Source organism: Maribacter sp. (assembly GCF_016744255.1).
Taxonomy (GTDB): domain Bacteria; phylum Bacteroidota; class Bacteroidia; order Flavobacteriales; family Flavobacteriaceae; genus Maribacter_B.
The window spans coordinates 1-20,170 of record NZ_JADGES010000013.1 but is presented as its reverse complement, the minus strand read 5'-3'; the positions used below and the strand labels follow the sequence as shown (position 1 = coordinate 20,170).

The 20,170-nt window shown below is 35.2% G+C and carries 34 protein-coding genes; all 34 read right to left on the bottom strand.

What is annotated here, in order from left to right; genetic code table 11:
• Window positions 1–71: 71 nt before the first annotated feature.
• Window positions 72–1,364, bottom strand: a complete 1,293-nt coding sequence (eno, locus tag QZZ51_RS03920) for a phosphopyruvate hydratase (protein ID WP_291866226.1) — start codon at window positions 1,362–1,364, stop codon at window positions 72–74.
• A gap of 127 nt (window positions 1,365–1,491) precedes the next feature.
• Window positions 1,492–2,595, bottom strand: a complete 1,104-nt coding sequence (gene carA / locus QZZ51_RS03915) for a glutamine-hydrolyzing carbamoyl-phosphate synthase small subunit (protein ID WP_291866223.1) — start codon at window positions 2,593–2,595, stop codon at window positions 1,492–1,494.
• A gap of 94 nt (window positions 2,596–2,689) precedes the next feature.
• Window positions 2,690–3,187 carry a 50S ribosomal protein L17 gene (rplQ, locus tag QZZ51_RS03910; protein WP_291866221.1) on the bottom strand — a complete coding sequence of 166 codons (498 nt, stop codon included), beginning with the start codon at window positions 3,185–3,187 and terminating at the stop codon, window positions 2,690–2,692.
• Window positions 3,188–3,242: 55 nt separating this feature from the next.
• Entirely contained in the window at window positions 3,243–4,235 is a 993-nt protein-coding gene (locus QZZ51_RS03905) for a DNA-directed RNA polymerase subunit alpha (protein WP_291866219.1), read from the bottom strand.
• Window positions 4,236–4,251: 16 nt separating this feature from the next.
• Window positions 4,252–4,857, bottom strand: a complete 606-nt coding sequence (gene rpsD / locus QZZ51_RS03900) for a 30S ribosomal protein S4 (protein WP_291866216.1) — start codon at window positions 4,855–4,857, stop codon at window positions 4,252–4,254.
• Window positions 4,858–4,943: 86 nt separating this feature from the next.
• On the bottom strand, window positions 4,944–5,336 hold the full coding sequence (gene rpsK / locus QZZ51_RS03895; RefSeq protein ID WP_121062808.1) for a 30S ribosomal protein S11: 393 nt from the start codon (window positions 5,334–5,336) through the stop codon (window positions 4,944–4,946).
• 12 nt (window positions 5,337–5,348) lie between these two features.
• On the bottom strand, window positions 5,349–5,723 hold the full coding sequence (rpsM, locus tag QZZ51_RS03890; protein WP_291866211.1) for a 30S ribosomal protein S13: 375 nt from the start codon (window positions 5,721–5,723) through the stop codon (window positions 5,349–5,351).
• A gap of 2 nt (window positions 5,724–5,725) precedes the next feature.
• Window positions 5,726–5,842, bottom strand: a complete 117-nt coding sequence (ykgO, locus tag QZZ51_RS03885; protein WP_013621733.1) for a type B 50S ribosomal protein L36 — start codon at window positions 5,840–5,842, stop codon at window positions 5,726–5,728.
• Between the two features lie 9 nt (window positions 5,843–5,851).
• A complete protein-coding gene (infA, locus tag QZZ51_RS03880; protein WP_013751343.1) occupies window positions 5,852–6,067 on the bottom strand; it encodes a translation initiation factor IF-1 in 216 nt (71 codons plus the stop codon).
• Between the two features lie 3 nt (window positions 6,068–6,070).
• On the bottom strand, window positions 6,071–7,414 hold the full coding sequence (gene secY / locus QZZ51_RS03875; RefSeq protein ID WP_291866164.1) for a preprotein translocase subunit SecY: 1,344 nt from the start codon (window positions 7,412–7,414) through the stop codon (window positions 6,071–6,073).
• Between the two features lie 16 nt (window positions 7,415–7,430).
• Window positions 7,431–7,883: a 50S ribosomal protein L15 gene (gene rplO / locus QZZ51_RS03870; protein ID WP_291866161.1), complete on the bottom strand. Its 453-nt coding sequence runs from the start codon at window positions 7,881–7,883 to the stop codon at window positions 7,431–7,433.
• 15 nt (window positions 7,884–7,898) lie between these two features.
• The gene (gene rpmD / locus QZZ51_RS03865; protein WP_291866158.1) at window positions 7,899–8,078 is read right to left on the bottom strand and encodes a 50S ribosomal protein L30; all 180 of its coding nucleotides are present in this window, start codon (window positions 8,076–8,078) and stop codon (window positions 7,899–7,901) included.
• Between the two features lie 15 nt (window positions 8,079–8,093).
• Entirely contained in the window at window positions 8,094–8,618 is a 525-nt protein-coding gene (rpsE, locus tag QZZ51_RS03860; RefSeq protein ID WP_291866155.1) for a 30S ribosomal protein S5, read from the bottom strand.
• An 8-nt stretch (window positions 8,619–8,626) separates the two neighbouring features.
• Window positions 8,627–8,980: a 50S ribosomal protein L18 gene (gene rplR / locus QZZ51_RS03855; protein ID WP_291866152.1), complete on the bottom strand. Its 354-nt coding sequence runs from the start codon at window positions 8,978–8,980 to the stop codon at window positions 8,627–8,629.
• A 10-nt stretch (window positions 8,981–8,990) separates the two neighbouring features.
• A complete protein-coding gene (rplF, locus tag QZZ51_RS03850; protein ID WP_291866149.1) occupies window positions 8,991–9,533 on the bottom strand; it encodes a 50S ribosomal protein L6 in 543 nt (180 codons plus the stop codon).
• Between the two features lie 17 nt (window positions 9,534–9,550).
• Complete coding sequence (rpsH, locus tag QZZ51_RS03845; protein ID WP_291866146.1) at window positions 9,551–9,949, bottom strand: 30S ribosomal protein S8; 399 nt, start codon at window positions 9,947–9,949, stop codon at window positions 9,551–9,553.
• Window positions 9,950–10,014: 65 nt separating this feature from the next.
• Complete coding sequence (gene rpsN, locus QZZ51_RS03840) at window positions 10,015–10,284, bottom strand: 30S ribosomal protein S14 (RefSeq protein ID WP_291866143.1); 270 nt, start codon at window positions 10,282–10,284, stop codon at window positions 10,015–10,017.
• Between the two features lies 1 nt (window position 10,285).
• Window positions 10,286–10,837, bottom strand: coding sequence for a 50S ribosomal protein L5 (gene rplE, locus QZZ51_RS03835; RefSeq protein WP_291866140.1), 552 nt, complete (start codon window positions 10,835–10,837; stop codon window positions 10,286–10,288).
• Window positions 10,838–10,839: 2 nt separating this feature from the next.
• A complete protein-coding gene (gene rplX / locus QZZ51_RS03830; RefSeq protein WP_291866138.1) occupies window positions 10,840–11,154 on the bottom strand; it encodes a 50S ribosomal protein L24 in 315 nt (104 codons plus the stop codon).
• A gap of 13 nt (window positions 11,155–11,167) precedes the next feature.
• The gene (gene rplN / locus QZZ51_RS03825) at window positions 11,168–11,536 is read right to left on the bottom strand and encodes a 50S ribosomal protein L14 (RefSeq protein WP_291866135.1); all 369 of its coding nucleotides are present in this window, start codon (window positions 11,534–11,536) and stop codon (window positions 11,168–11,170) included.
• A 1-nt stretch (window position 11,537) separates the two neighbouring features.
• Window positions 11,538–11,795, bottom strand: coding sequence for a 30S ribosomal protein S17 (gene rpsQ, locus QZZ51_RS03820; protein ID WP_291866133.1), 258 nt, complete (start codon window positions 11,793–11,795; stop codon window positions 11,538–11,540).
• A 13-nt stretch (window positions 11,796–11,808) separates the two neighbouring features.
• Window positions 11,809–12,000, bottom strand: a complete 192-nt coding sequence (gene rpmC, locus QZZ51_RS03815; protein ID WP_291866131.1) for a 50S ribosomal protein L29 — start codon at window positions 11,998–12,000, stop codon at window positions 11,809–11,811.
• 11 nt (window positions 12,001–12,011) lie between these two features.
• Window positions 12,012–12,437 (bottom strand): 50S ribosomal protein L16, encoded by a 426-nt coding sequence (gene rplP, locus QZZ51_RS03810; RefSeq protein ID WP_291866128.1) that lies wholly within the window; start codon window positions 12,435–12,437, stop codon window positions 12,012–12,014.
• A gap of 20 nt (window positions 12,438–12,457) precedes the next feature.
• Complete coding sequence (rpsC, locus tag QZZ51_RS03805) at window positions 12,458–13,177, bottom strand: 30S ribosomal protein S3 (RefSeq protein WP_291866125.1); 720 nt, start codon at window positions 13,175–13,177, stop codon at window positions 12,458–12,460.
• 1 nt (window position 13,178) lies between these two features.
• On the bottom strand, window positions 13,179–13,586 hold the full coding sequence (gene rplV, locus QZZ51_RS03800) for a 50S ribosomal protein L22 (protein ID WP_291866122.1): 408 nt from the start codon (window positions 13,584–13,586) through the stop codon (window positions 13,179–13,181).
• 3 nt (window positions 13,587–13,589) lie between these two features.
• Window positions 13,590–13,868, bottom strand: coding sequence for a 30S ribosomal protein S19 (gene rpsS / locus QZZ51_RS03795; protein ID WP_291866120.1), 279 nt, complete (start codon window positions 13,866–13,868; stop codon window positions 13,590–13,592).
• Window positions 13,869–13,881: 13 nt separating this feature from the next.
• Window positions 13,882–14,706 carry a 50S ribosomal protein L2 gene (gene rplB / locus QZZ51_RS03790; protein WP_291866117.1) on the bottom strand — a complete coding sequence of 275 codons (825 nt, stop codon included), beginning with the start codon at window positions 14,704–14,706 and terminating at the stop codon, window positions 13,882–13,884.
• 9 nt (window positions 14,707–14,715) lie between these two features.
• Window positions 14,716–15,006 carry a 50S ribosomal protein L23 gene (gene rplW, locus QZZ51_RS03785; protein WP_291866114.1) on the bottom strand — a complete coding sequence of 97 codons (291 nt, stop codon included), beginning with the start codon at window positions 15,004–15,006 and terminating at the stop codon, window positions 14,716–14,718.
• A gap of 5 nt (window positions 15,007–15,011) precedes the next feature.
• Entirely contained in the window at window positions 15,012–15,641 is a 630-nt protein-coding gene (rplD, locus tag QZZ51_RS03780) for a 50S ribosomal protein L4 (RefSeq protein WP_291866111.1), read from the bottom strand.
• Complete coding sequence (gene rplC, locus QZZ51_RS03775; protein WP_291866108.1) at window positions 15,641–16,258, bottom strand: 50S ribosomal protein L3; 618 nt, start codon at window positions 16,256–16,258, stop codon at window positions 15,641–15,643. Before rplC ends, rplD begins: the two co-directional genes overlap by 1 nt.
• 141 nt (window positions 16,259–16,399) lie before the next feature.
• Complete coding sequence (gene rpsJ, locus QZZ51_RS03770; RefSeq protein WP_121062851.1) at window positions 16,400–16,705, bottom strand: 30S ribosomal protein S10; 306 nt, start codon at window positions 16,703–16,705, stop codon at window positions 16,400–16,402.
• A 10-nt stretch (window positions 16,706–16,715) separates the two neighbouring features.
• A complete protein-coding gene (gene fusA, locus QZZ51_RS03765; RefSeq protein WP_291866101.1) occupies window positions 16,716–18,848 on the bottom strand; it encodes an elongation factor G in 2,133 nt (710 codons plus the stop codon).
• A gap of 6 nt (window positions 18,849–18,854) precedes the next feature.
• Window positions 18,855–19,331, bottom strand: coding sequence for a 30S ribosomal protein S7 (gene rpsG, locus QZZ51_RS03760; protein WP_291866098.1), 477 nt, complete (start codon window positions 19,329–19,331; stop codon window positions 18,855–18,857).
• Between the two features lie 23 nt (window positions 19,332–19,354).
• Complete coding sequence (gene rpsL / locus QZZ51_RS03755) at window positions 19,355–19,729, bottom strand: 30S ribosomal protein S12 (protein WP_013305196.1); 375 nt, start codon at window positions 19,727–19,729, stop codon at window positions 19,355–19,357.
• Window positions 19,730–20,170: the final 441 nt, after the last annotated feature.

The following is a 20,170-nucleotide window of genomic DNA, read 5'->3' as shown; positions in this document are numbered from 1 at the left end:
TCTTAGGGGTTATCCAAAAAAAAAGCCTCTCTATTATTTAGAAAGGCTTTTTTTTAATGTTTTATCTACAATTACTTTACTTTAAAAGCCTTTTCTTGTGGATAGTAAGCTGTACTTCCTAATTCCTCTTCAATTCTAAGAAGTTGATTATACTTCGCCATTCTATCTGAACGAGAAGCGGAACCTGTTTTAATTTGACCACAATTAAGTGCCACAGCTAAATCTGCAATAGTATTATCTTCTGTTTCGCCAGAACGGTGAGACATTACAGAAGTATACCCCGCATTTTTGGCCATATTTACAGCTGCAATAGTTTCTGTCAATGATCCTATTTGGTTCACTTTTATTAAGATAGAATTTGCTATTCCGTTTTCTATTCCTTTTGCTAAACGTTCCACATTAGTAACAAATAAATCATCTCCTACTAACTGAACTTTATCTCCGATTTTTTCTGTTAGAGATTTCCATCCATCCCAGTCGTTTTCATCCATCCCATCTTCAATAGAAAGAATTGGGTATTTAGCGGATAAATCTGCTAAATATTGCGCTTGCTCCTCTGAAGTACGTATAACGCCTTTATCTCCTTCAAACTTGGTATAATCATACTTTCCATCTACATAAAATTCCGCAGAAGCACAATCTAAGGCTATCATTACATCATCTCCTAATTTATAACCAGCTTTATCTACTGCTTTTGCAATAGTATCTAAAGCATCTTCTGTTCCACCCGCTAAGTTTGGAGCAAAACCACCTTCATCACCTACTGCAGTGCTTAAACCTCTGTCGTGTAATACTTTCTTAAGGTTATGAAATATCTCTGTACCCATTTGCATAGCATGAGTGAAATTTTTTGCCTTAACTGGCATAATCATAAACTCTTGAAAAGCTATAGGAGCATCAGAGTGCGAACCTCCATTTATAATATTCATCATTGGTACTGGCAATGTGTTTGCACTTACACCACCAACGTATCTATATAATGACATTCCCAATTCATTTGCTGCTGCTTTTGCTGCTGCTAAAGAAACACCCAAAATAGCATTTGCCCCTAATTTAGATTTGTTAGGCGTACCGTCTAACTCTATCATAGTTTGATCAATTAAGTTTTGATCAAAAACAGACATTCCTAAAACTTCTTGAGCTATGGTTATATTTACATTATTTACAGCCTTTAAGACTCCCTTACCCATGAAAGTATTACCACCATCACGTAGCTCAACAGCCTCATGTTCTCCCGTAGATGCTCCAGAAGGAACTGCAGCTCTACCCATTATTCCATTTTCCGTAATTACATCAACTTCTACTGTTGGGTTACCTCTTGAATCTAAAATTTGTCTTGCGTGTACACTTAGAATAATACTCATGTGTTATTGTTTTTTATTGTTTTAAAATCTATTTCACAAAGATACAAAACCCTATTTTTTTACCCTTATTTCAGAGGAGATATTAGCTCTAAAATAACGATTATTTAAACTAAAAATCGACTATTTGTTATTTCTGAATCATTTCAAAAAATTCATCAAAAAGGTAATCCGAATCATGTGGTCCCGGACTAGCTTCTGGATGATACTGCACTGAAAAAACCTGCTTATTTTTCATCCGAATTCCAGCAACAGTTTGGTCATTTAAATGCTCGTGGGTAATTTCTAAATCTGTATTTGCTTCTGTCTCTTCTCTATTAATAGCAAAACCATGATTTTGAGAAGTAATCTCTCCTTTACCTGTTATCAGATTTAATACAGGATGATTTATCCCCCTATGTCCATTATGCATTTTATAAGTAGAAACCCCATTAGCAAGAGCTATTACTTGATGCCCTAGGCAGATACCAAAAAGTGGTTTGTTACTTTGAATTAGACCTTTTGCGGTTTCAATAGCATCTACAAGTGGTTCTGGATCTCCAGGACCATTAGATATAAAATAACCATCGGGATTCCAGGCTGCCATATCAACATAACTAGTATTATAAGGGTATACCTTAATATATGCGTCTCTTTTTGCTAAATTTCTAAGAATATTTTTTTTAATACCTATATCTAATGCTGAAATTTTATATTTTGCATTTTCATCTCCATAGAAATAAGCTTCTTTTGTAGAAACCTTAGAGGCCAACTCTAACCCCTCCATACTAGGAACTTCTGACAGTTTCTGTTTTACAACATCTAAGTTATCAACATCCGTAGTAATTACAGCGTTCATTGCTCCGTTATCTCTTATATAACTAACCAAAGCTCTTGTGTCTACATCTGAAATAGCAAACAAATTACTATCGTTCAAAAAATCCTCTAAACTTTTATCTGCTAAATCACGAGAATATTCGTAGCTAAAATTTTTACAAATAAGACCCGATATTTTTATAGAATCTGACTCAACTTCTTCTACATTAGTTCCGTAATTACCAATATGAGCATTTGTAGTTACCATTAACTGTCCAAAATAAGAAGGGTCTGTAAAAATTTCTTGGTAACCAGTCATACCTGTATTAAAACAAACTTCTCCAAAAGAAGTTCCTTCTTTATTTCCTACAGATTTTCCATGAAAAATTGTCCCATCAGCTAATAGTATTATTGCCTTTTTCTTTGCCTGATATTTCATTGACTTAATTATATATTTTTATTTATAAACATAAAAAAAAAGGATAAGCTATTACTAGCTTATCCTTTTTTTATTAAATATTTCTATAAACATACTATTCTTCTGAATCGTCTGTTTTAGTTTCTGCAACAGCTACTGGAGGAGTATCCTCCTTTTTAGTTCTACCTCTACGAGTAGATTTCTTTTTAGCTGGCTTACCTGCATTATAAAGCTCGTTAAAATCAACTAACTCTATCATTGCCATATCCGCGTTATCTCCAAGACGATTACCTAGTTTAATAATTCTAGTATAACCACCTGGTCTATCTGCAACTTTTTCTGCTACTTCACTAAATAAAGTTGTAACAGCAAACTTGTCTCTTAAATTCTTAAAAACAATACGTCTGTTATGCGTTCCTTTATGTACAGTCTTATTATTCTCTGCTTTAGACTTTGTTATTAAAGGTTCTACAAACTGCTTTAAAGCTTTTGCTTTAGCAACTGTTGTATTGATTCTTTTATGTTCAATTAAGGAACAAGCCATATTAGCTAACATTGCTTTTCTGTGAGCAGCTTTTCTTCCTAAATGATTAACTTTTTTACCGTGTCTCATTATTTTATTCTATTTTCTTCCTTATCAGAGATTTTCTCTTCTAACAGAAGTAAAATTAATCTTTATCTAATTTATACTTGGATAAGTCCATTCCGAAACTTAATCCTTTATTGATTACAAGCTCTTCTAACTCAGTTAAAGACTTTTTACCAAAGTTTCTAAACTTCATTAAATCGTTTTTATTAAAAGAAACTAAATCTCCTAATGTATCTACTTCCGCAGCTTTTAAACAATTTAATGCTCTGACAGAAAGATCCATATCCACAAGCTTAGTTTTCAACAACTGACGCATGTGTAATGACTCTTCATCATAAGTTTCTGTTTGAGCAATCTCATCTGCCTCAAGAGTGATTCTTTCGTCAGAAAATAACATAAAGTGATGTATTAATACTTTAGCTCCTTCTGTTAAAGCATCTTTAGGGTGAATTGATCCATCAGTAACAATTTCGAAAACTAATTTCTCGTAATCTGTTTTTTGTTCAACTCTAAAGTTCTCAATGCTATACTTAACGTTCTTTATAGGTGTAAAAATAGAATCTATTGCAATAGTACCTAAAGCAACCCCAGATTTCTTATTTTCTTCCGCTGGAACATATCCTCTACCCTTATCAATTGTAATTTCCATATTGATACTAACTTTAGCATCTAAATTACAAATTACTAAATCAGGATTTAACACTTGGTAACCAGAAATAAACTTCTGAAAATCACCTGCAGTCAATTGATCTTTTCCACTAATAGAAATTGAAACAACTTCGGCTTCAGAATCTTCTATTTGCTTTTTAAAACGTACTTGTTTTAAATTTAATATTATTTCGGTAACGTCTTCAACAACACCCGGAATAACAGAAAACTCATGCTCTACTTTATCAATTCTAACAGAAGTAATTGCATAACCTTCTAATGACGAAAGTAATACCCTTCTTAATGCATTCCCAACCGTTAATCCATAACCTGGTTCTAAAGGGCGAAATTCAAATTTGCCTTCAAAATCAGAGGAATCGATCATTATTACTTTATCGGGTTTCTGAAAATTAAATAATGCCATATTGGATTGGTGTTGTTTATTTAGAGTATAACTCGACTATTAATTGTTCTTTGATATTCTCTGGAATCTGCATTCTTTCTGGCACAGAAACAAAAGTTCCTAGCTTAGTTTCAGTATTCCAAGTCATCCATTCATAAACATTGTTACTTGAAGACAATGCATCTTGAATAGTTTGTAAAGATTTAGATTTTTCTCTAACACCAACAACATCACCAGGCTTTAATGAATAAGAAGGTATATTTACCAACTCTCCATTTACTGTGATATGTCTGTGCGATACTAACTGTCTAGCTCCTCTTCTAGAGTTAGAGATACCCATTCTAAAAACTACGTTATCTAACCTAGCTTCACATAATTGAAGTAATACTTCACCGGTAACTCCTTTACTACTATTTGCCTTAGCAAATATACCTCTAAACTGACGCTCTAATATACCGTAAGTATATTTAGCTTTTTGCTTCTCCATTAACTGAACAGCGTACTCTGATTTTTTTCCACGACGACGGTTATTTCCGTGTTGCCCTGGAGGGTAATTTTTCTTTTCAAAAGACTTATCGTCTCCAAAAATCGCTTCTCCGAACTTACGAGCGATTTTACTTTTTGGTCCTGTATATCTTGCCATCTTCTTAAAATTTGAAAGTGTGATTATGAATTAAGGCTTATCCTTCGATAATCGTAACTACACGTTTCTATGAAATATTAATTTAATTAAACTCTTCTTCTCTTAGGAGGTCTACAACCATTATGTGGCATTGGAGTAACATCAATTATTTCTGTTACTTCTATACCTGCATTATGAATAGAACGAATAGCAGATTCTCTACCATTTCCTGGTCCTTTAACGTAAACTTTTACCTTTCTAAGACCTGCTTCATGAGCAACTTTAGAACAATCTTCAGCAGCTACTTGAGCAGCATAAGGAGTATTCTTTTTTGAACCTCTAAAACCAAGTTTACCCGCAGACGACCAAGAGATTACATCTCCCTTTTTATTTGTCAACGAAATAATGATATTGTTAAAAGAAGCAGTAACGTGAGCTTCACCCACAGACTCTACTATAACTTTACGTTTCTTAGTAGATTTAGCATTTGCTTTTGCCATAATACCTAATTATTATTTAGTTGCTTTTTTCTTGTTCGCAACTGTTTTTCTCTTTCCTTTTCTAGTTCTAGAGTTATTCTTAGTCCTTTGACCTCTTAAAGGCAACCCTGATCTATGACGTATTCCTCTATAACATCCAATATCCATTAGACGTTTGATGTTCAACTGAGTTTCAGAACGCAATTCTCCTTCTATAGTAAAAGAAGAAACCGCCTCTCTAATACGACCAATTTCATCATCATTCCAGTCAGATACTTTTGTATCCTCACTTACCTGAGCTATTTGTAAAATCTCTTTAGCTCTACTGTTACCAATTCCAAAAATGTAAGTTAAGGCAATTACGCCTCTTTTTTGTTTTGGTATGTCTATACCTGCAATTCTTGCCATAACTATCCTTGTCTTTGTTTAAATCTAGGATTCTTTTTGTTGATTACATACAACCTGCCTTTTCTTCGCACAATTTTGCACTCGGCACTTCTCTTTTTTATTGATGCTCTAACTTTCATCTTTCTATCTTAATATCTATAAGTGATTCTAGCCTTACTTAAATCATAAGGACTCATTTCTAATTTAACTTTATCGCCTGGAAGCAATTTTATATAATGCATACGCATTTTACCAGAAATATGAGCCGTTACTACATGTCCGTTCTCCAACTCTACTCTAAACATCGCATTGGATAATGCTTCGATTATAGAGCCATCTTGTTCTATTGCTGCTTGTTTAGCCATAAATTATGCTACTTTTCTGTTTTTACCAGATTTCATTAAACCGTCGTAATGTCTGTTTAATAAATATGAATTTACTTGTTGAACCGTATCTATAGCCACACCAACCATAATTAATAGTGATGTCCCTCCATAAAACATTGCCCAACCTGCCTGTACATCCATAAGTTTTACAACAATTGCCGGTAATACAGCCAGCAAAGCTAAAAATATAGATCCAGGTAACGTAATTAATGACATGATTTTATCTAAAAAATCTCCGGTTTCTTTTCCAGGACGTGTTCCAGGTATAAATCCACCACTTCTTTTTAAATCATCTGCCATTTTATTTGTTGGAACAGTAATGGCCGTATAGAAATAAGTGAAGATTATTATTAAGAAAGCAAATAACAAGTTATAAGCCCATCCAAATATATCTGCAAACTGTACTTGCATCCATTGCCCTGCTGCTGTATCATCAAAAGCCTGCCCAATCAATCCCGGTACAAACATAATTGCTTGTGCAAATATAATTGGCATTACACCAGAAGCATTAAGCTTTAATGGAATATACTGTCTAGAACCTGCAACATTCTTTTCATAACCACCAGAAGCAGTTCTTCTAGCATATTGTACTGGTATTTGACGAGTAGCCATTACCAATAAAATACAAGCTAATATTACTAAGAACCACACTATAACTTCTACAAGGATAAACATAAGCCCACCATTGTTATTCGTAGTTCTTGACACAAATTCCTGAACAAATGATTGTGGCATTGTTGCAATAATACCAATCATAATCAACAGAGAAATACCATTCCCAATTCCCTTATCTGTAATTTTTTCTCCCAACCACATTGCAAAAACACAGCCTGTTACAAGTATTATTACCGCAGGAACCATAAAATCTAGTCCTTTCCCTAAAACAAAAGCACTATCCTGCACTCCAAAAGCACCCAATCCATATAAATATGCTGGAGCCTGCACAATACATATACCTATAGTCAACCATCTCGTAATCTGATTAATTGTTTTCCTTCCACTCTCTCCTTCTTTTTGGAGTTTCTGAAGATAAGGAATAGCAATACCCATTAACTGTACCACAATGGAAGCTGATATATAAGGCATAATTCCTAGTGCAAAAATGGAAGCCTTTGCAAAGGCACCACCAGTAAAGGCATTAAGCAAACTAAATATACCTTGATCCGTACTAGAAGCCAACTGCCCTAATTGATTTGTATCAATTCCAGGAATAGTTATTTGGCAACCAAAACGATAAACCAACAAAAGACCTAAGGTAATAAGTATTCTATTCCTTAGCTCTTCTATCTTCCAAATATTGGATAATGTTTCGAAAAAATTCTTCATAGTGTCTCTTCTATTCTTATAAACTTATAGCTTCACCACCAGCTGCTTCAATAGCTGCTTTTGCTGTTGCCGTAAATTTATGAACTGATATTTTAAGGGAAGCTTTTAATTCACCACCTCCTAATATCTTTACTAAATCATTTTTACCTACTAGACCGTTTTCAATTAAAGAATCAAAAGTAACCTCATCTTTAATAACTTTCTTCTCTACTAATTCTTGCAGTGTAGAAAGATTAATTCCTTGATACTCTTTACGGTTAATGTTGGTAAAACCAAATTTAGGAACACGTCTTTGTAATGGCATTTGACCACCTTCAAAACCTATTTTCTTAGAATAACCAGATCTAGATTTTGCACCTTTATGTCCTCTAGCTGCAGTACCACCTTTACCTGACCCTTGACCTCTACCTATACGCTTTCCGTCTCTATTAATAGACCCTTCAGCTGGTTTTAGATTACTTAAATTCATTACACTAATTGTATATTAAGCTTCCTCTGTAGAAACTAAGTGTTTAACTTTATTTATCATTCCTAGAACACTTGGAGTCGCATCATGCTCAACTACCTGTCCTATTCTCTTCAAACCAAGGGCCTCTAAAGTTCTCTTTTGGTTTTGTGGTCTTTTAATACCACTACGTAATTGTTTTACTTTAATCTTTGTCATAATATCCTTCTATTACTAACCTTTAAAAACTTTTTCTAAAGAAACACCTCTTTCTTGAGCTATTGTCTTAGCATCCCTTAATTGTAACAAAGCATCAAAAGTTGCTTTTACAACATTATGTGGGTTAGAAGATCCTTGAGATTTTGACAATACGTCTTGCACCCCAACTGCTTCTAAAACTGCTCTAACTGCACCACCTGCAATAACACCAGTACCATGAGAAGCTGGCTGAATATAAACTCTAGCTCCACCAAATTTACCTTTTTGCTCATGAGGAACAGTCCCCTTAATCAATGGTATACGAACTAAGTTCTTTTTAGCATCTTCAATTGCCTTAGCAATTCCAGTTGCAACTTCCTTAGATTTACCAAGACCGTGTCCTACAACACCGTTTTCATCACCAACAACAACTATCGCTGAAAAGCCAAAAGCTCTACCACCTTTAGTTACTTTAGTAACCCTTTGTATACCTACTAATCTATCTTTTAAGTCTAAACCTCCCGGCTTAACTGTTTCTACGTTTTTATATTTCTGAAACATAATGCTAATTAGAATTTAAGTCCTGCTTCTCTTGCGCCTTCCGCTAAAGATTTTACTCTACCATGGTATAAATTTCCTCCTCTATCAAAAGCAACTTTATCAACACCTGCCTTTAAAGATTTTTCTGCTATAGCCTTACCAACAAGACCAGCAATTTCAGTTTTACTTCCCTTAGAGTCTACGTCTTTATCTCTAGAAGATGCAGCTGCCAAGGTAACACCTTTAACATCATCAATCAACTGAGCGTAAATTTCATTATTACTTCTAAAAATTGAAAGCCTAGGTCTTCCAGCCGTTCCAGAAGAAACTTTTCGTATTCTTCTACGAATTCTATATTTTCTTTGTGTCTTTGATAACTTCATAATACTTTTATTAAGCTGATTTACCGGCTTTTCTTCTTAAAATTTCTCCAACAAACTTAACTCCTTTTCCTTTGTAAGGTTCTGGCTTACGCAAAGATCTTATTTTTGCAGCTATTTGACCAACCAATTGCTTATCAAAAGAGGTTAATTTAACTATTGGATTTTTTCCCTTATTAGATATAGTTTCTACCTTAACTTCTGGAGCCAAATTAATAACTATATTATGTGAAAAACCTAAAGCTAATTCTAATTTTTGCCCTTGATTACTTGCTCTATAACCAACACCAACTAACTCAAGTTCTTTAGTCCATCCTGTAGACACACCATTAACCATATTCAAAACTAATGATCTATAAAGACCATGTTTTGCTTTACTTTCTTTAGAATCTGATGGTCTTGTTACAAAAACTTGCCCATCCTCTACTTTCACCTCTACAGTTGAAAACTCTTGGGTTAATTCCCCCAATTTACCTTTTACAGCAATAACATTATCTTTAACCTCTACGGTTACGCCTTCTGGAATTGCTACTGGATTATTACCTATTCTAGACATTTTCTAAATCTTTTTTATTAATATACGTAGCATAAAACTTCACCACCTACATTTTCAGTTTTGGCTTGCTTACTTGTCATTACTCCATGCGAAGTAGAAATAATTGCAACACCTAATCCATTAAGAACTCTAGGCAAATCCACCGATCCAGAATACTTACGTAAACCTGGCTTACTAACACGCTGTAATTTTTTAATTACAGGCTCTTTAGTTACCTTATTATATTTTAAGGCTATTTTAATTGAACCTTGTACTTTATCTTCTTGGAATTTATAACTTAAAATATACCCTTGATCGAATAATATTTTAGTTATTTCTTTCTTAACATTAGAAGCAGGTATCTCTACCACTCTATGCCCAGCTCTACTGGCATTTCTAATTCTTGTTAAATAATCTGCTATAGTATCTGTTACCATATATATTAAATTGCGGAGACGGTTTTTGATATCATCATCAAACCTGAAACCAGTTTATACTTATTCTACCAGCTAGCTTTTCTAACACCAGGTATTAAACCTTGGTTAGCCATTTCTCTAAAAGTAACCCTTGAAACACCAAAAGTCCTCATATACCCTTTAGGTCTACCAGTTAACTTACAGCGATTATGCATACGCACTGGTGATGCATTTTTTGGCAACTTTTGCAAACCTTCGTAATCTCCAGCCTCTTTCAAAGCTTTCCTTTTCTCAGCATATTTAGCAACAGTCTTTGCCCTTTTTCTTTCACGGGCCTTCATTGATTCTTTAGCCATACTAGTTCTTTTTAAAAGGTAATCCTAATTCTGTTAATAATGATTTTGCTTCTTTATCTGTATCTGCAGAAGTTACAAAAGTAATATCCATTCCGTTAATTCTATTGATTTTATCAATATTAATTTCAGGAAAAATAATTTGTTCTGTAATACCTAAGCTATAATTTCCTCTACCATCAAAACCAGTGGCCTTAATGCCCTGAAAATCACGCACTCGCGGCAAAGCACTTGTCACTAATCTATCCAAAAATTCGTACATTCTTTCTCCACGTAAAGTAACTTTTGCACCAATTGGCATCCCTTTACGTAATTTAAAAGAAGCAACATCCTTTTTTGATAGAGTAGATACAGCTTTTTGTCCTGTAATAATAGTCATCTCATCAACTGCATGATCAATCAACTTTTTATCAGCAACCGCAGCACCAACGCCTCTACTTACAACTATCTTTTGTAATTTAGGAACCTGCATTACATTCGTGTAACCAAATTCCTCTTTTAGAGCGCTAACAATACGCTCTCTATATTCCGTTTTTAATCTTGCAACGTAAGCCATAACTAAATTACTTCCTTAGATTTTTTAGAAACTCTCGCTTTTTTTCCATCTTTAATTTCATAACCTACTCTTGTAGTTTCGCCAGTTTTGGCATCCACTAAAGAAAGATTAGAAATATGAATAGGAGCTTCTTTTTTAACAATTCCTCCTTGAGGATTCTTTGCACTAGGCTTTTCATGTTTAGACACCATATTAGCACCTTCAACAATCGCCTTATTCTTTTCCACATTAACACTTAAAACTTTACCTTCTGTACCTTTATGGTCACCAGCAGTAATTTTTACAGTATCTCCTGTTTTTATTTTTAATTTTTTCATTGTACTGAATATATTATAGTACCTCAGGGGCTAATGATACGATCTTCATAAATTGTCTATCACGAAGTTCTCTAGCCACAGGCCCAAAGACACGTGTACCTCTCATCTCTCCTGTTGGGTTTAACAACACACACGCATTATCATCAAAACGTATATATGAACCATCAGGCCTTCTAACTTCCTTCTTAGTTCTAACAACTACTGCTGTAGAAACTGCTCCTTTTTTAATACCACCATTTGGAGTTGCCTCTTTAACAGTAACAACGATTTTATCGCCTATAGAAGCATATCTTCTTTTTGTACCACCGAGAACTCGAATAGTCAAAACTTCTTTTGCTCCGGTATTATCCGCTACCTTTAGTCTAGATTCTTGTTGTAACATATTATTTAGCTCTTTCTAAGATTTCTACTAATCTCCAACACTTATTCTTGCTCAAAGGACGAGTTTCCATAATTTTGACTTTATCGCCAATATTACAATCGTTCTTTTCATCGTGCGCAACATATTTCTTTGTCTTTAACACGAACTTACCGTACATAGGATGCTTAACTCTTTTAACTTCAGCAACAACAATAGATTTCTCCATTTTATCACTAGTTACAACTCCTACTCTTTCTTTTCTTAAGTTTCTTTTTTCCATAAAGCAGAACCAGTTATTGGTTGTCCCTATTAGTTAATTCCGTAGCCAATTTAGCTACTGTTCTTCTAACTTTTCTTATTTGAAGTGGATTCTCTAAAGGCGTTACAAAATGTGCAATCTTTAAATCAGCATGAAGTTTTTTTAACTCCACCAACTTCACCGTAAGTTCCTGGTCAGACAATTCTTTTATTTCTTGTTTTTTCATGATTCCTACGTTTATTTCTCTTCAGTATAATCTCTAGCAACTATAAACTTCGTTTTTACCGGCAATTTCTGTGCCGCTAAACGCAATGCTTCTTTAGCTATATCTATTGACACTCCTGCTATTTCAAATAAAACTCTACCTGGCTTCACAACAGCTACGAAATATTCTGGAGCACCTTTACCCTTACCCATACGTACTTCTAATGGCTTTTTTGTAATAGGCTTATCCGGAAATATCTTAATCCATAACTGACCTTCCCTTTTCATATGTCTAGTTGCAGCAATACGCGCAGCCTCAATTTGACGGGAAGTCAAAAAAGATGTATCCAAGGACTTTATACCAAACATTCCATTTGAAAGCAAATGCCCTCTTCCAGCATTACCGTTCATACGGCCTTTCTGCATTTTACGAAACTTGGTTCTTTTTGGTTGTAACATTTTCTTACTTCTTTAAAAAATTACTTTCTACGACGTGGCTTTCTTCCACCATCATTTTTTCCACCTTTTCCACCTTGGCTCTTTTGCATTCCAACCAATGGAGAAAGCTCTCTCTTTCCATAAACTTCACCTTTCATGATCCACACTTTAATACCCAACCTACCATAAGTAGTATGAGCTTCATGTAAAGCATAATCAATATCAGCCCTAAAAGTAGACAATGGAATACGTCCGTCTTTATAAGACTCTGAACGAGCCATCTCTGCACCATTTAAACGTCCAGAAATTTGTATCTTAATACCTTCTGCATTCATCCTCATAGCTGCAGCAATTGACATTTTAATTGCTCTTCTAAAAGAAATCCTAGATTCAATCTGTCTTGCAACACTTGCTGCAACCAAATTAGCATCTAACTCAGGTCTTTTAATTTCATATATATTAATCTGAACTTCTTTTCCAGTAATTTTCTTAAGCTCTTCCTTAAGCTTATCTACCTCTTGTCCACCCTTACCAATAATAATCCCTGGTCTTGCAGTCGTAACAGTAACCGTAATTAATTTTAACGTACGCTCAATGATAACTCTAGATACACTTGCCTTTGCTAAACGAGCATGAATATATTTTCTAATCTTATCATCCTCAGCTAACTTATCTCCATAATCATTACCACCATACCAGTTAGATTCCCAACCTCTGATGATTCCTAAACGATTACCAATTGGATTTGTTTTCTGTCCCATTCTAGCTTTGTGTATTATTGTTAGACCCCACAACCAATGTAACATGGTTGGAACGTTTTCTAATTCTATGCGCTCTTCCTTGAGGTGCAGGGCGAAGTCTTTTCAACATACTACCACTATCAACTCTAATCTCACTTACCACAAGATCAGCATCCTCCATATTAGCATCCTCATTCTTTACCTGCCAGTTTGTAATAGCAGAAAGTAATAATTTCTCTAATCTTCTTGAAGCCTCTTTAGGATTAAACCTAAGTGTAGCCAACGCACTTTCAACTTTCATTCCTCTTACCAAGTCAGCAACTAAACGCATTTTTCTTGGTGAAGTAGGACAATTATTAAGTTTAGCAAATGCTATTTTTTGTTTCTCAGCCTTAATTCTTTCGGCCATTTGTTTTTTACGAACTCCCATAGCTTACTTTTTTCCTTTATTCTTTGCTCCCGCATGACCTCTATAAGATCTAGTTGGAGAAAATTCTCCTAATTTGTGACCTACCATATTTTCAGTAACAAAAACAGGAACAAATTGTCTTCCATTATGTACCGCAATAGTAAGACCTACAAAGTCAGGTGTTATCATCGAAGCTCTAGACCAAGTCTTAATAACAGACTTTTTTCCAGAAACTTCATTTTGTTGGATTTTCTTATCCAAACTATAGTGAACGTAAGGTCCTTTTTTTAGTGAACGTGCCATTTCTTTCTAGTTTTTATTTCTTTCTACGTTCGATTATATACTTATTGGTGCTCTTTGTTTTAGAACGAGTTCTAAATCCTTTAGCAGGTATACCGTTTCTTGATCTTGGATGACCACCAGAAGCTCTACCTTCACCACCACCCATTGGGTGATCAACAGGGTTCATTGCTACCGGTCTAGTTCTTGGTCTTTTACCTAACCATCTACTTCTACCAGCTTTACCAGAAACCAATAATTGGTGATCCGAATTAGAAATAGCTCCTATTGTAGCCATACACCCAGAAAGAATTAATCTTGTTTCACCTGAAGGCATTTTAACAGTAACAAACTTACCATCCTTTGCCATTAATTGAGCAAAAGTACCAGCACTTCTCGCCATAACAGCCCCCTGCCCTGGACGCAACTCAATACACGATATAACCGTACCTAGCGGAATATCACTTAAAGGAAGTGCATTTCCAACTTCTGGATCCGCATCTTTACCAGAAGAAACCTTCTGATCTACTTGCATTCCATTCTGCGCAACTACATATCTTTTCTCTCCATCAGCATATTCCAATAATGCAATAAACGCTGTTCTGTTTGGATCGTACTGAATAGATTTTATAGTCGCAGCAACACCTTGCCTATCCCTCTTAAAATCTATTACACGATACCTTCTTTTATGACCCCCACCTCTATGGCGCATAGTCATTTTTCCTTGACTGTTTCTACCTCCAGACTTTTTTAACGGAGCAAGCAAGCTCTTCTCCGGCTTATCAGCAGTAATGGCGTCAAATCCATTTACTACTCTAAAACGCTGTCCTGGAGTGATTGGTTTTAATTTTCTAACTGACATTTCTTGTCTTTATAGATTACTGTAAAAATCAATAATATCACCCTCAGCCACATCAACTATTGCTTTTTTCAAAGCATTAGTCTTTCCATGCTGTACACCTGTCTTGGTGTAACGTGATTTTCTAGTAGGCCCGTAATTCATAGTACGTACCTTTTTTACGGAAACACCGTAAGTTGCCTCAACAGCATCTTTTATTTGAATCTTATTAGCCTTAGGACTAACAAAGAAACCATAACGATTATACAACTCGCTATCCGCGGTCATCTTCTCTGTTATAATTGGTTTTATCAACACACTCATGTTTCCTATTTATTTAAAGTTGATTCAATTCCTTCTAACGAACCTTCAAGCAATACAATATTATCTGCATTTAGAACCTTGTAAGTACTTAATTCTGAGTTAGTTACAACTTCAGAGCGCTTTAAATTACGCGAAGACAAATATACACTATTATTTGAATCACCCAACACAAATAGAGACTTTTTGTTTTCTAAGCCTAAAGACTTAAGAATTTCAATAAAATCTTTTGTTTTTGGAGTGTCAAAATTAAAATCCTCAAGAACAACAATAGCATTCTCTTTAGACTTGATAGTTAATGCAGATTTTCTAGCTAAACGCTTTAAATTTTTATTTAATTTCTGCGTATAATCCTTAGGTCTTGGGCCAAAAATACGTCCACCACCTCTAAAAATAGGAGATTTAATACTACCTGCACGTGCCGTACCAGTACCTTTTTGCTTTTTAATCTTTCTAGTACTACCAGCAATCTCTCCTCTTTCCTTGGACTTATGCGTACCTTGTCTTTGATGAGCTAAATATTGCTTAACATCTAAGTATACTGCATGATTGTTTGGCTCTATTGCGAAAACAGCATCTGAAAGCTCCGCTTTCCTACCCGTTTCTTTTCCTTTAATATCTAAAACTGCTACCTTCATTACTTCTGAATAGTTACGTAAGCGTTTTTATGACCAGGAACACAACCTTTTACTACTATAAGGTTCTTCTCTGGAACTATTTTCAATACTTTAAGATTCTGAACAGTAACTCTATCACCACCCATTCTACCAGCCATTTTCATACCCTTAAAAACTCTTGCAGGATACGAAGCTGCACCAATAGAACCCGGAGCTCTAAGCCTGTTATGTTGTCCGTGTGTTGCTTGACCAACACCAGCGAAACCATGTCTCTTTACAACACCTTGAAAACCTTTTCCTTTGGATGTACCAGCTACATCAACAAATTCACCTTCTACAAAAACGTCAACACCTACAGTGTCTCCTAATTTGTATTCACCTTCAAACTCTTGAAATTCAACGACTTTTTTCTTAGGAGAAGTACCTGCCTTTTTAAAATGACCCGTTTGAGCCTTATTAGCACGTTTTTCTGCCTTGTCATCGAAACCAAGTTGAAGGGCACTATACCCGTCGACCTCTTCAGTTCTGACTTGGGTAACCACGCATGGTCCAGCTTCTATAACGGTACATGGCATATTCTTACCATTCTCGTCAAAAATGCTGGTCATACCTACTTTCTTTCCTATTAACCCAGACATATTTATTTATATTAATTATTAATTATTCTTTACAAAAAAACAGGGTCAAAAATAATTCAACCCTGAATGTATCTTTGTTACCGTTTTTCCCTTGCACGCAGCTCAGGACATGTATTCACTCCTTTAAAGAGAGAATTATACTTAAACTTTTATCTCCACTTCAACCCCACTAGGAAGTTCAAGCTTCATCAAAGCATCAATTGTCTTAGACGAAGAGCTATATATATCCAACAACCTCTTATAAGAACTTAATTGAAATTGCTCTCTAGACTTTTTATTTACGTGCGGAGAACGCAAAACCGTAAATATCTTCTTGTGTGTTGGCAATGGAATTGGACCAGTAACAACCGCACCTGTAGTCTTAACTGTCTTTACAATTTTTTCAGCAGATTTATCTACCAAGCTATGATCGTAAGATTTTAGTTTTATTCTAATTTTTTGACTCATTTTCTAAAATTTATACAGTTAAACCTTTTGTAGCTTTAATAACTGATTCTGAAATATTTGAAGGAGTTTCCGCATAATGTGAAAATTCCATTGTTGATGTTGCTCTACCAGAAGAAAGTGTTCTTAAAGAAGTTACATAACCAAACATTTCTGACAATGGCACGGTTCCTTTTACAACTTTAGCACCAGCTCTATCACCCATATCACTAATAGTACCTCTTCTTCTATTTAAATCCCCAACAATATCACCCATGTTCTCCTCAGGAGTTAACACTTCTAATTTCATTATTGGCTCCATTATAACAGCACCAGCAGCTTTACCAGCAGCCTTATATCCCATTTTTGCAGCAAGCTCAAAAGATAATGCATCTGAATCTACAGGGTGGAAAGAACCATCCGTTAGAGTAACTTTCATAGCATCCATTTCGAAACCAGCCAAAGGACCAGCCTTCATAGCAGAAGCGAAACCTTTTTCAACAGAAGGAATAAATTCCTTAGGAATACGACCACCTTTAATCTTATCAACAAACTGAAGTCCATTTCCTTCGAAATCCTCATCTGCAGGCCCCATTTCGAAAACAATGTCCCCAAATTTACCACGACCACCAGACTGCTTCTTATATGTCTCTCTATGATTAGCAGATTTTGTTAAAGCTTCCTTGTATTCAACCTGAGGCTCACCTTCGTTAACTTCAACTTTGAATTCACGCCTTAAACGATCCACAATAATATCTAAGTGAAGCTCACCCATTCCAGAAATAATAGTCTGTCCCGAAGCTTCATCCGTTTTAACTTGAAAAGTAGGATCCTCTTCAGCCAATTTAGCCAAAGCCATACCTAACTTATCTACATCAACTTTCGTTTTAGGCTCCACAGCAATACCAATTACTGGGTCTGGAAAATCCATACTTTCTAACACTATAGGATGCTTCTCATCCGACATAGTATCTCCAGTTTTAATATCCTTAAAACCAACTGCTGCTCCAATATCTCCTGCTTCGATATAATCAATAGCATTCTGCTTATTAGAGTGCATTTGATAAATACGAGAAATACGTTCTTTTTTACCTGAACGATTATTCAATATATACGAACCAGCATCTAAACGACCTGAATATGTTCTAAAAAATGCTAAACGACCTACAAATGGATCTGTTGCAATCTTAAATGCTAATGCAGCAAATGGTTCCTTCACACTTGGCTTACGAGTAATCGCTTCACCTGTATTTGGGTCCGTACCTACAATATCATCCTTATCTATAGGAGAAGGTAAATATCTACAAACAGCATCTAATAAAAATTGAACTCCTTTATTTTTAAAAGAAGAACCACAAATCATTGGAATAATAGCACGATCCATAACCGCAGCTCTTAACGCAGCATGCACTTCTTCTTCCGTAATAGAATCTTCATCTTCGAAGAATTTCTCCATTAAACCCTCGTCATATTCAGCAACAGCCTCAATTAAAGCAGCTCTATACTCCTTAACTTCAGCCTTCATTTCTTCAGGAATATCAACCACATCAAAAGTAGCACCAAAGCCCTCATCATGCCAAACTATAGCTCTATTCTTAGCCAAATCAACGATACCTCTAAAATCAGCTTCCTCACCAATAGGCAAAACAATAGGAACCGCATTAGAACCCAACATTGTTTTTACCTGCTTACAAACCATTAAGAAGTTTGATCCCTGACGGTCCATTTTATTAACAAAACCAATTCTAGGCACCTTATAATTATCCGCTAATCTCCAGTTAGTTTCTGATTGAGGCTCAACACCATCAACAGCACTAAACAAGAAAACCAATCCATCAAGAACTCTTAATGAACGATTTACCTCTACCGTAAAGTCAACGTGACCAGGAGTATCAATAATATTAAAATGATATCCCTTAGCATCATCTGCCGGTTTACCATTTTCCGTTGGAAATTGCCATTCACAAGTAGTTGCAGCTGAAGTAATTGTAATACCTCTTTCCTGTTCTTGCTCCATCCAGTCCATAGTAGCAGCGCCATCATGAACCTCACCTATCTTATGACTAACTCCCGTATAAAACAATATACGCTCCGTAGTCGTAGTCTTACCAGCATCAATATGCGCAGCAATACCTATATTTCTTGTGTATTTTAAATCTCTTGCCATTTCTGATTAAAATCTAAAGTGAGAGAATGCTTTATTTGCTTCAGCCATCTTATGCGTATCCGTTCTTTTCTTAACAGCCGCACCTTCTTCCTTAGAAGCTGCTAAAATTTCTGCCGCCAATTTTTGAGCCATACCTTTTTCATTACGCTTTCTCGCAAAACTAATCAACCACTTCATAGCTGTTGAAATCTTACGATCTGGCCTAATTTGCATAGGAATCTGAAAGGTTGCCCCTCCTACTCTTCTACTTCTTACCTCTACATGAGGCATTACATTCGAAAGAGCATCTTTCCACAACTCTAAAGCCGTCTTCTCTTCGTCTGTCTTTTTTGCATCAACAATATCAATTGCATCATAAAAAACACTAAATGCAACGGATTTCTTTCCATCCCACATCATCATGTTTACAAAACGTGTTACCAATTGATCATCAAATCTTGGATCTGGTAACAATGGTCTTTTCTTTGCCTGTTTTTTTCTCATTTCTTTTCTTTAAAAAGTGTTGATTACTTCTTAGGGCGCTTTGCACCATATTTAGATCTACGTTGCGTTCTTCCAGCAACACCTGCAGTATCCAAAGCACCTCTTACGATATGATACCTAACTCCTGGCAAATCTTTTACTCTTCCTCCACGTACTAATACTATCGAGTGCTCTTGGAGGTTGTGTCCTTCTCCGGGAATGTAAGCGTTTACTTCCTTACCATTCGTTAACCTAACCCTTGCAACTTTACGCATTGCTGAATTTGGTTTCTTTGGCGTAGTTGTGTAAACACGTGTACAAACACCCCTTCTTTGTGGACACGAATCCAAAGCAGCCGATTTACTCTTCTTAGTAATCGTGGCCCTTCCTTTTCGTACTAATTGTGAAATTGTTGGCATACTATATTTTATCTATATAAAACTTACCCCTATTTAAGGGTCGGCAAATGTAGTAATATTTCGCAATAATTCAAATCTTAACTCACTTATTTTCAAAGTTTTTTTATTACAATAAATGATTATGACTTCAAAACACGAGAACTGAAACAAAAATCATAATTCAAAGTAACCCCAAAAACTGCAAATTTTCTAGACCCACCCCTCCTTTCTAGCTTTTCCATATTTTACTCCTTGAACAACACTAATATCTAATTATTTTATAATAAAATGATTTAAATCATAAAAAATAAACAACACTCCCAATTCTAAGACCAACCCTTTAGTTAAAGCCAAAAAAAAACCTCTTAAACAATTAAAAAGCTAAAAATCCTTGGATTATTAACATAAAATTATGATTTTAGCTGATAGCTAATTCAAACAATTTAAAAAATGAGAACAAAA

What these genes read in the sequence shown, in the direction of transcription:
- rplN (WP_291866135.1), bottom strand. Translation starts at nt 11,536, where the DNA reads ATGTTACAACAAGAATCTAGACTAAAGGTAGCGGATAATACCGGAGCA.
- fusA (WP_291866101.1), bottom strand. Translation starts at nt 18,848, where the DNA reads ATGGCAAGAGATTTAAAATACACAAGAAATATAGGTATTGCTGCGCAT.
- rpsN (WP_291866143.1), bottom strand. Translation starts at nt 10,284, where the DNA reads ATGGCTAAAGAATCAATGAAGGCCCGTGAAAGAAAAAGGGCAAAGACT.
- eno (WP_291866226.1), bottom strand. Translation starts at nt 1,364, where the DNA reads ATGAGTATTATTCTAAGTGTACACGCAAGACAAATTTTAGATTCAAGA.
- rplX (WP_291866138.1), bottom strand. Translation starts at nt 11,154, where the DNA reads ATGAAAAAATTAAAAATAAAAACAGGAGATACTGTAAAAATTACTGCT.
- QZZ51_RS03905 (WP_291866219.1), bottom strand. Translation starts at nt 4,235, where the DNA reads ATGGCATTATTTAATTTTCAGAAACCCGATAAAGTAATAATGATCGAT.
- rplW (WP_291866114.1), bottom strand. Translation starts at nt 15,006, where the DNA reads ATGAGTGTGTTGATAAAACCAATTATAACAGAGAAGATGACCGCGGAT.
- rplC (WP_291866108.1), bottom strand. Translation starts at nt 16,258, where the DNA reads ATGTCTGGGTTAATAGGAAAGAAAGTAGGTATGACCAGCATTTTTGAC.
- rplE (WP_291866140.1), bottom strand. Translation starts at nt 10,837, where the DNA reads ATGGCTTACGTTGCAAGATTAAAAACGGAATATAGAGAGCGTATTGTT.
- rpsM (WP_291866211.1), bottom strand. Translation starts at nt 5,723, where the DNA reads ATGGCAAGAATTGCAGGTATAGACATACCAAAACAAAAAAGAGGCGTA.
- rpmC (WP_291866131.1), bottom strand. Translation starts at nt 12,000, where the DNA reads ATGAAAAAACAAGAAATAAAAGAATTGTCTGACCAGGAACTTACGGTG.
- rplR (WP_291866152.1), bottom strand. Translation starts at nt 8,980, where the DNA reads ATGAAGTTATCAAAGACACAAAGAAAATATAGAATTCGTAGAAGAATA.
- rpmD (WP_291866158.1), bottom strand. Translation starts at nt 8,078, where the DNA reads ATGACAAAGATTAAAGTAAAACAATTACGTAGTGGTATTAAAAGACCA.
- rpsD (WP_291866216.1), bottom strand. Translation starts at nt 4,857, where the DNA reads ATGGCAAGATATACAGGACCAAAAAGTAAAATCGCTCGTAAGTTCGGA.
- rpsK (WP_121062808.1), bottom strand. Translation starts at nt 5,336, where the DNA reads ATGGCAAAAGCAAATGCTAAATCTACTAAGAAACGTAAAGTTATAGTA.
- rpsG (WP_291866098.1), bottom strand. Translation starts at nt 19,331, where the DNA reads ATGAGAAAAAAACAGGCAAAGAAAAGACCATTGTTACCAGATCCAAGA.
- carA (WP_291866223.1), bottom strand. Translation starts at nt 2,595, where the DNA reads ATGAAATATCAGGCAAAGAAAAAGGCAATAATACTATTAGCTGATGGG.
- rpsQ (WP_291866133.1), bottom strand. Translation starts at nt 11,795, where the DNA reads ATGGAAAAAAGAAACTTAAGAAAAGAAAGAGTAGGAGTTGTAACTAGT.
- ykgO (WP_013621733.1), bottom strand. Translation starts at nt 5,842, where the DNA reads ATGAAAGTTAGAGCATCAATAAAAAAGAGAAGTGCCGAGTGCAAAATT.
- infA (WP_013751343.1), bottom strand. Translation starts at nt 6,067, where the DNA reads ATGGCTAAACAAGCAGCAATAGAACAAGATGGCTCTATAATCGAAGCA.
- rplQ (WP_291866221.1), bottom strand. Translation starts at nt 3,187, where the DNA reads ATGAGACACGGTAAAAAAGTTAATCATTTAGGAAGAAAAGCTGCTCAC.
- rpsH (WP_291866146.1), bottom strand. Translation starts at nt 9,949, where the DNA reads ATGGTAACAGATACTATAGCAGATTATTTAACAAGAATTAGAAATGCC.
- rpsJ (WP_121062851.1), bottom strand. Translation starts at nt 16,705, where the DNA reads ATGAGTCAAAAAATTAGAATAAAACTAAAATCTTACGATCATAGCTTG.
- rplD (WP_291866111.1), bottom strand. Translation starts at nt 15,641, where the DNA reads ATGAAGGTAGCAGTTTTAGATATTAAAGGAAAAGAAACGGGTAGGAAA.
- rpsE (WP_291866155.1), bottom strand. Translation starts at nt 8,618, where the DNA reads ATGTTTCAGAAATATAAAAACGTAGAAACAGTTAAGCCGGGAGGTTTA.
- rpsS (WP_291866120.1), bottom strand. Translation starts at nt 13,868, where the DNA reads ATGGCACGTTCACTAAAAAAAGGACCTTACGTTCACTATAGTTTGGAT.
- rpsL (WP_013305196.1), bottom strand. Translation starts at nt 19,729, where the DNA reads ATGCCAACAATTTCACAATTAGTACGAAAAGGAAGGGCCACGATTACT.
- rplV (WP_291866122.1), bottom strand. Translation starts at nt 13,586, where the DNA reads ATGGGAGTTCGTAAAAAACAAATGGCCGAAAGAATTAAGGCTGAGAAA.
- rpsC (WP_291866125.1), bottom strand. Translation starts at nt 13,177, where the DNA reads ATGGGACAGAAAACAAATCCAATTGGTAATCGTTTAGGAATCATCAGA.
- rplF (WP_291866149.1), bottom strand. Translation starts at nt 9,533, where the DNA reads ATGTCTAGAATAGGTAATAATCCAGTAGCAATTCCAGAAGGCGTAACC.
- rplO (WP_291866161.1), bottom strand. Translation starts at nt 7,883, where the DNA reads ATGAATTTAAGTAATCTAAAACCAGCTGAAGGGTCTATTAATAGAGAC.
- rplP (WP_291866128.1), bottom strand. Translation starts at nt 12,437, where the DNA reads ATGTTACAACCAAAAAGAACCAAGTTTCGTAAAATGCAGAAAGGCCGT.
- rplB (WP_291866117.1), bottom strand. Translation starts at nt 14,706, where the DNA reads ATGTCAGTTAGAAAATTAAAACCAATCACTCCAGGACAGCGTTTTAGA.
- secY (WP_291866164.1), bottom strand. Translation starts at nt 7,414, where the DNA reads ATGAAGAATTTTTTCGAAACATTATCCAATATTTGGAAGATAGAAGAG.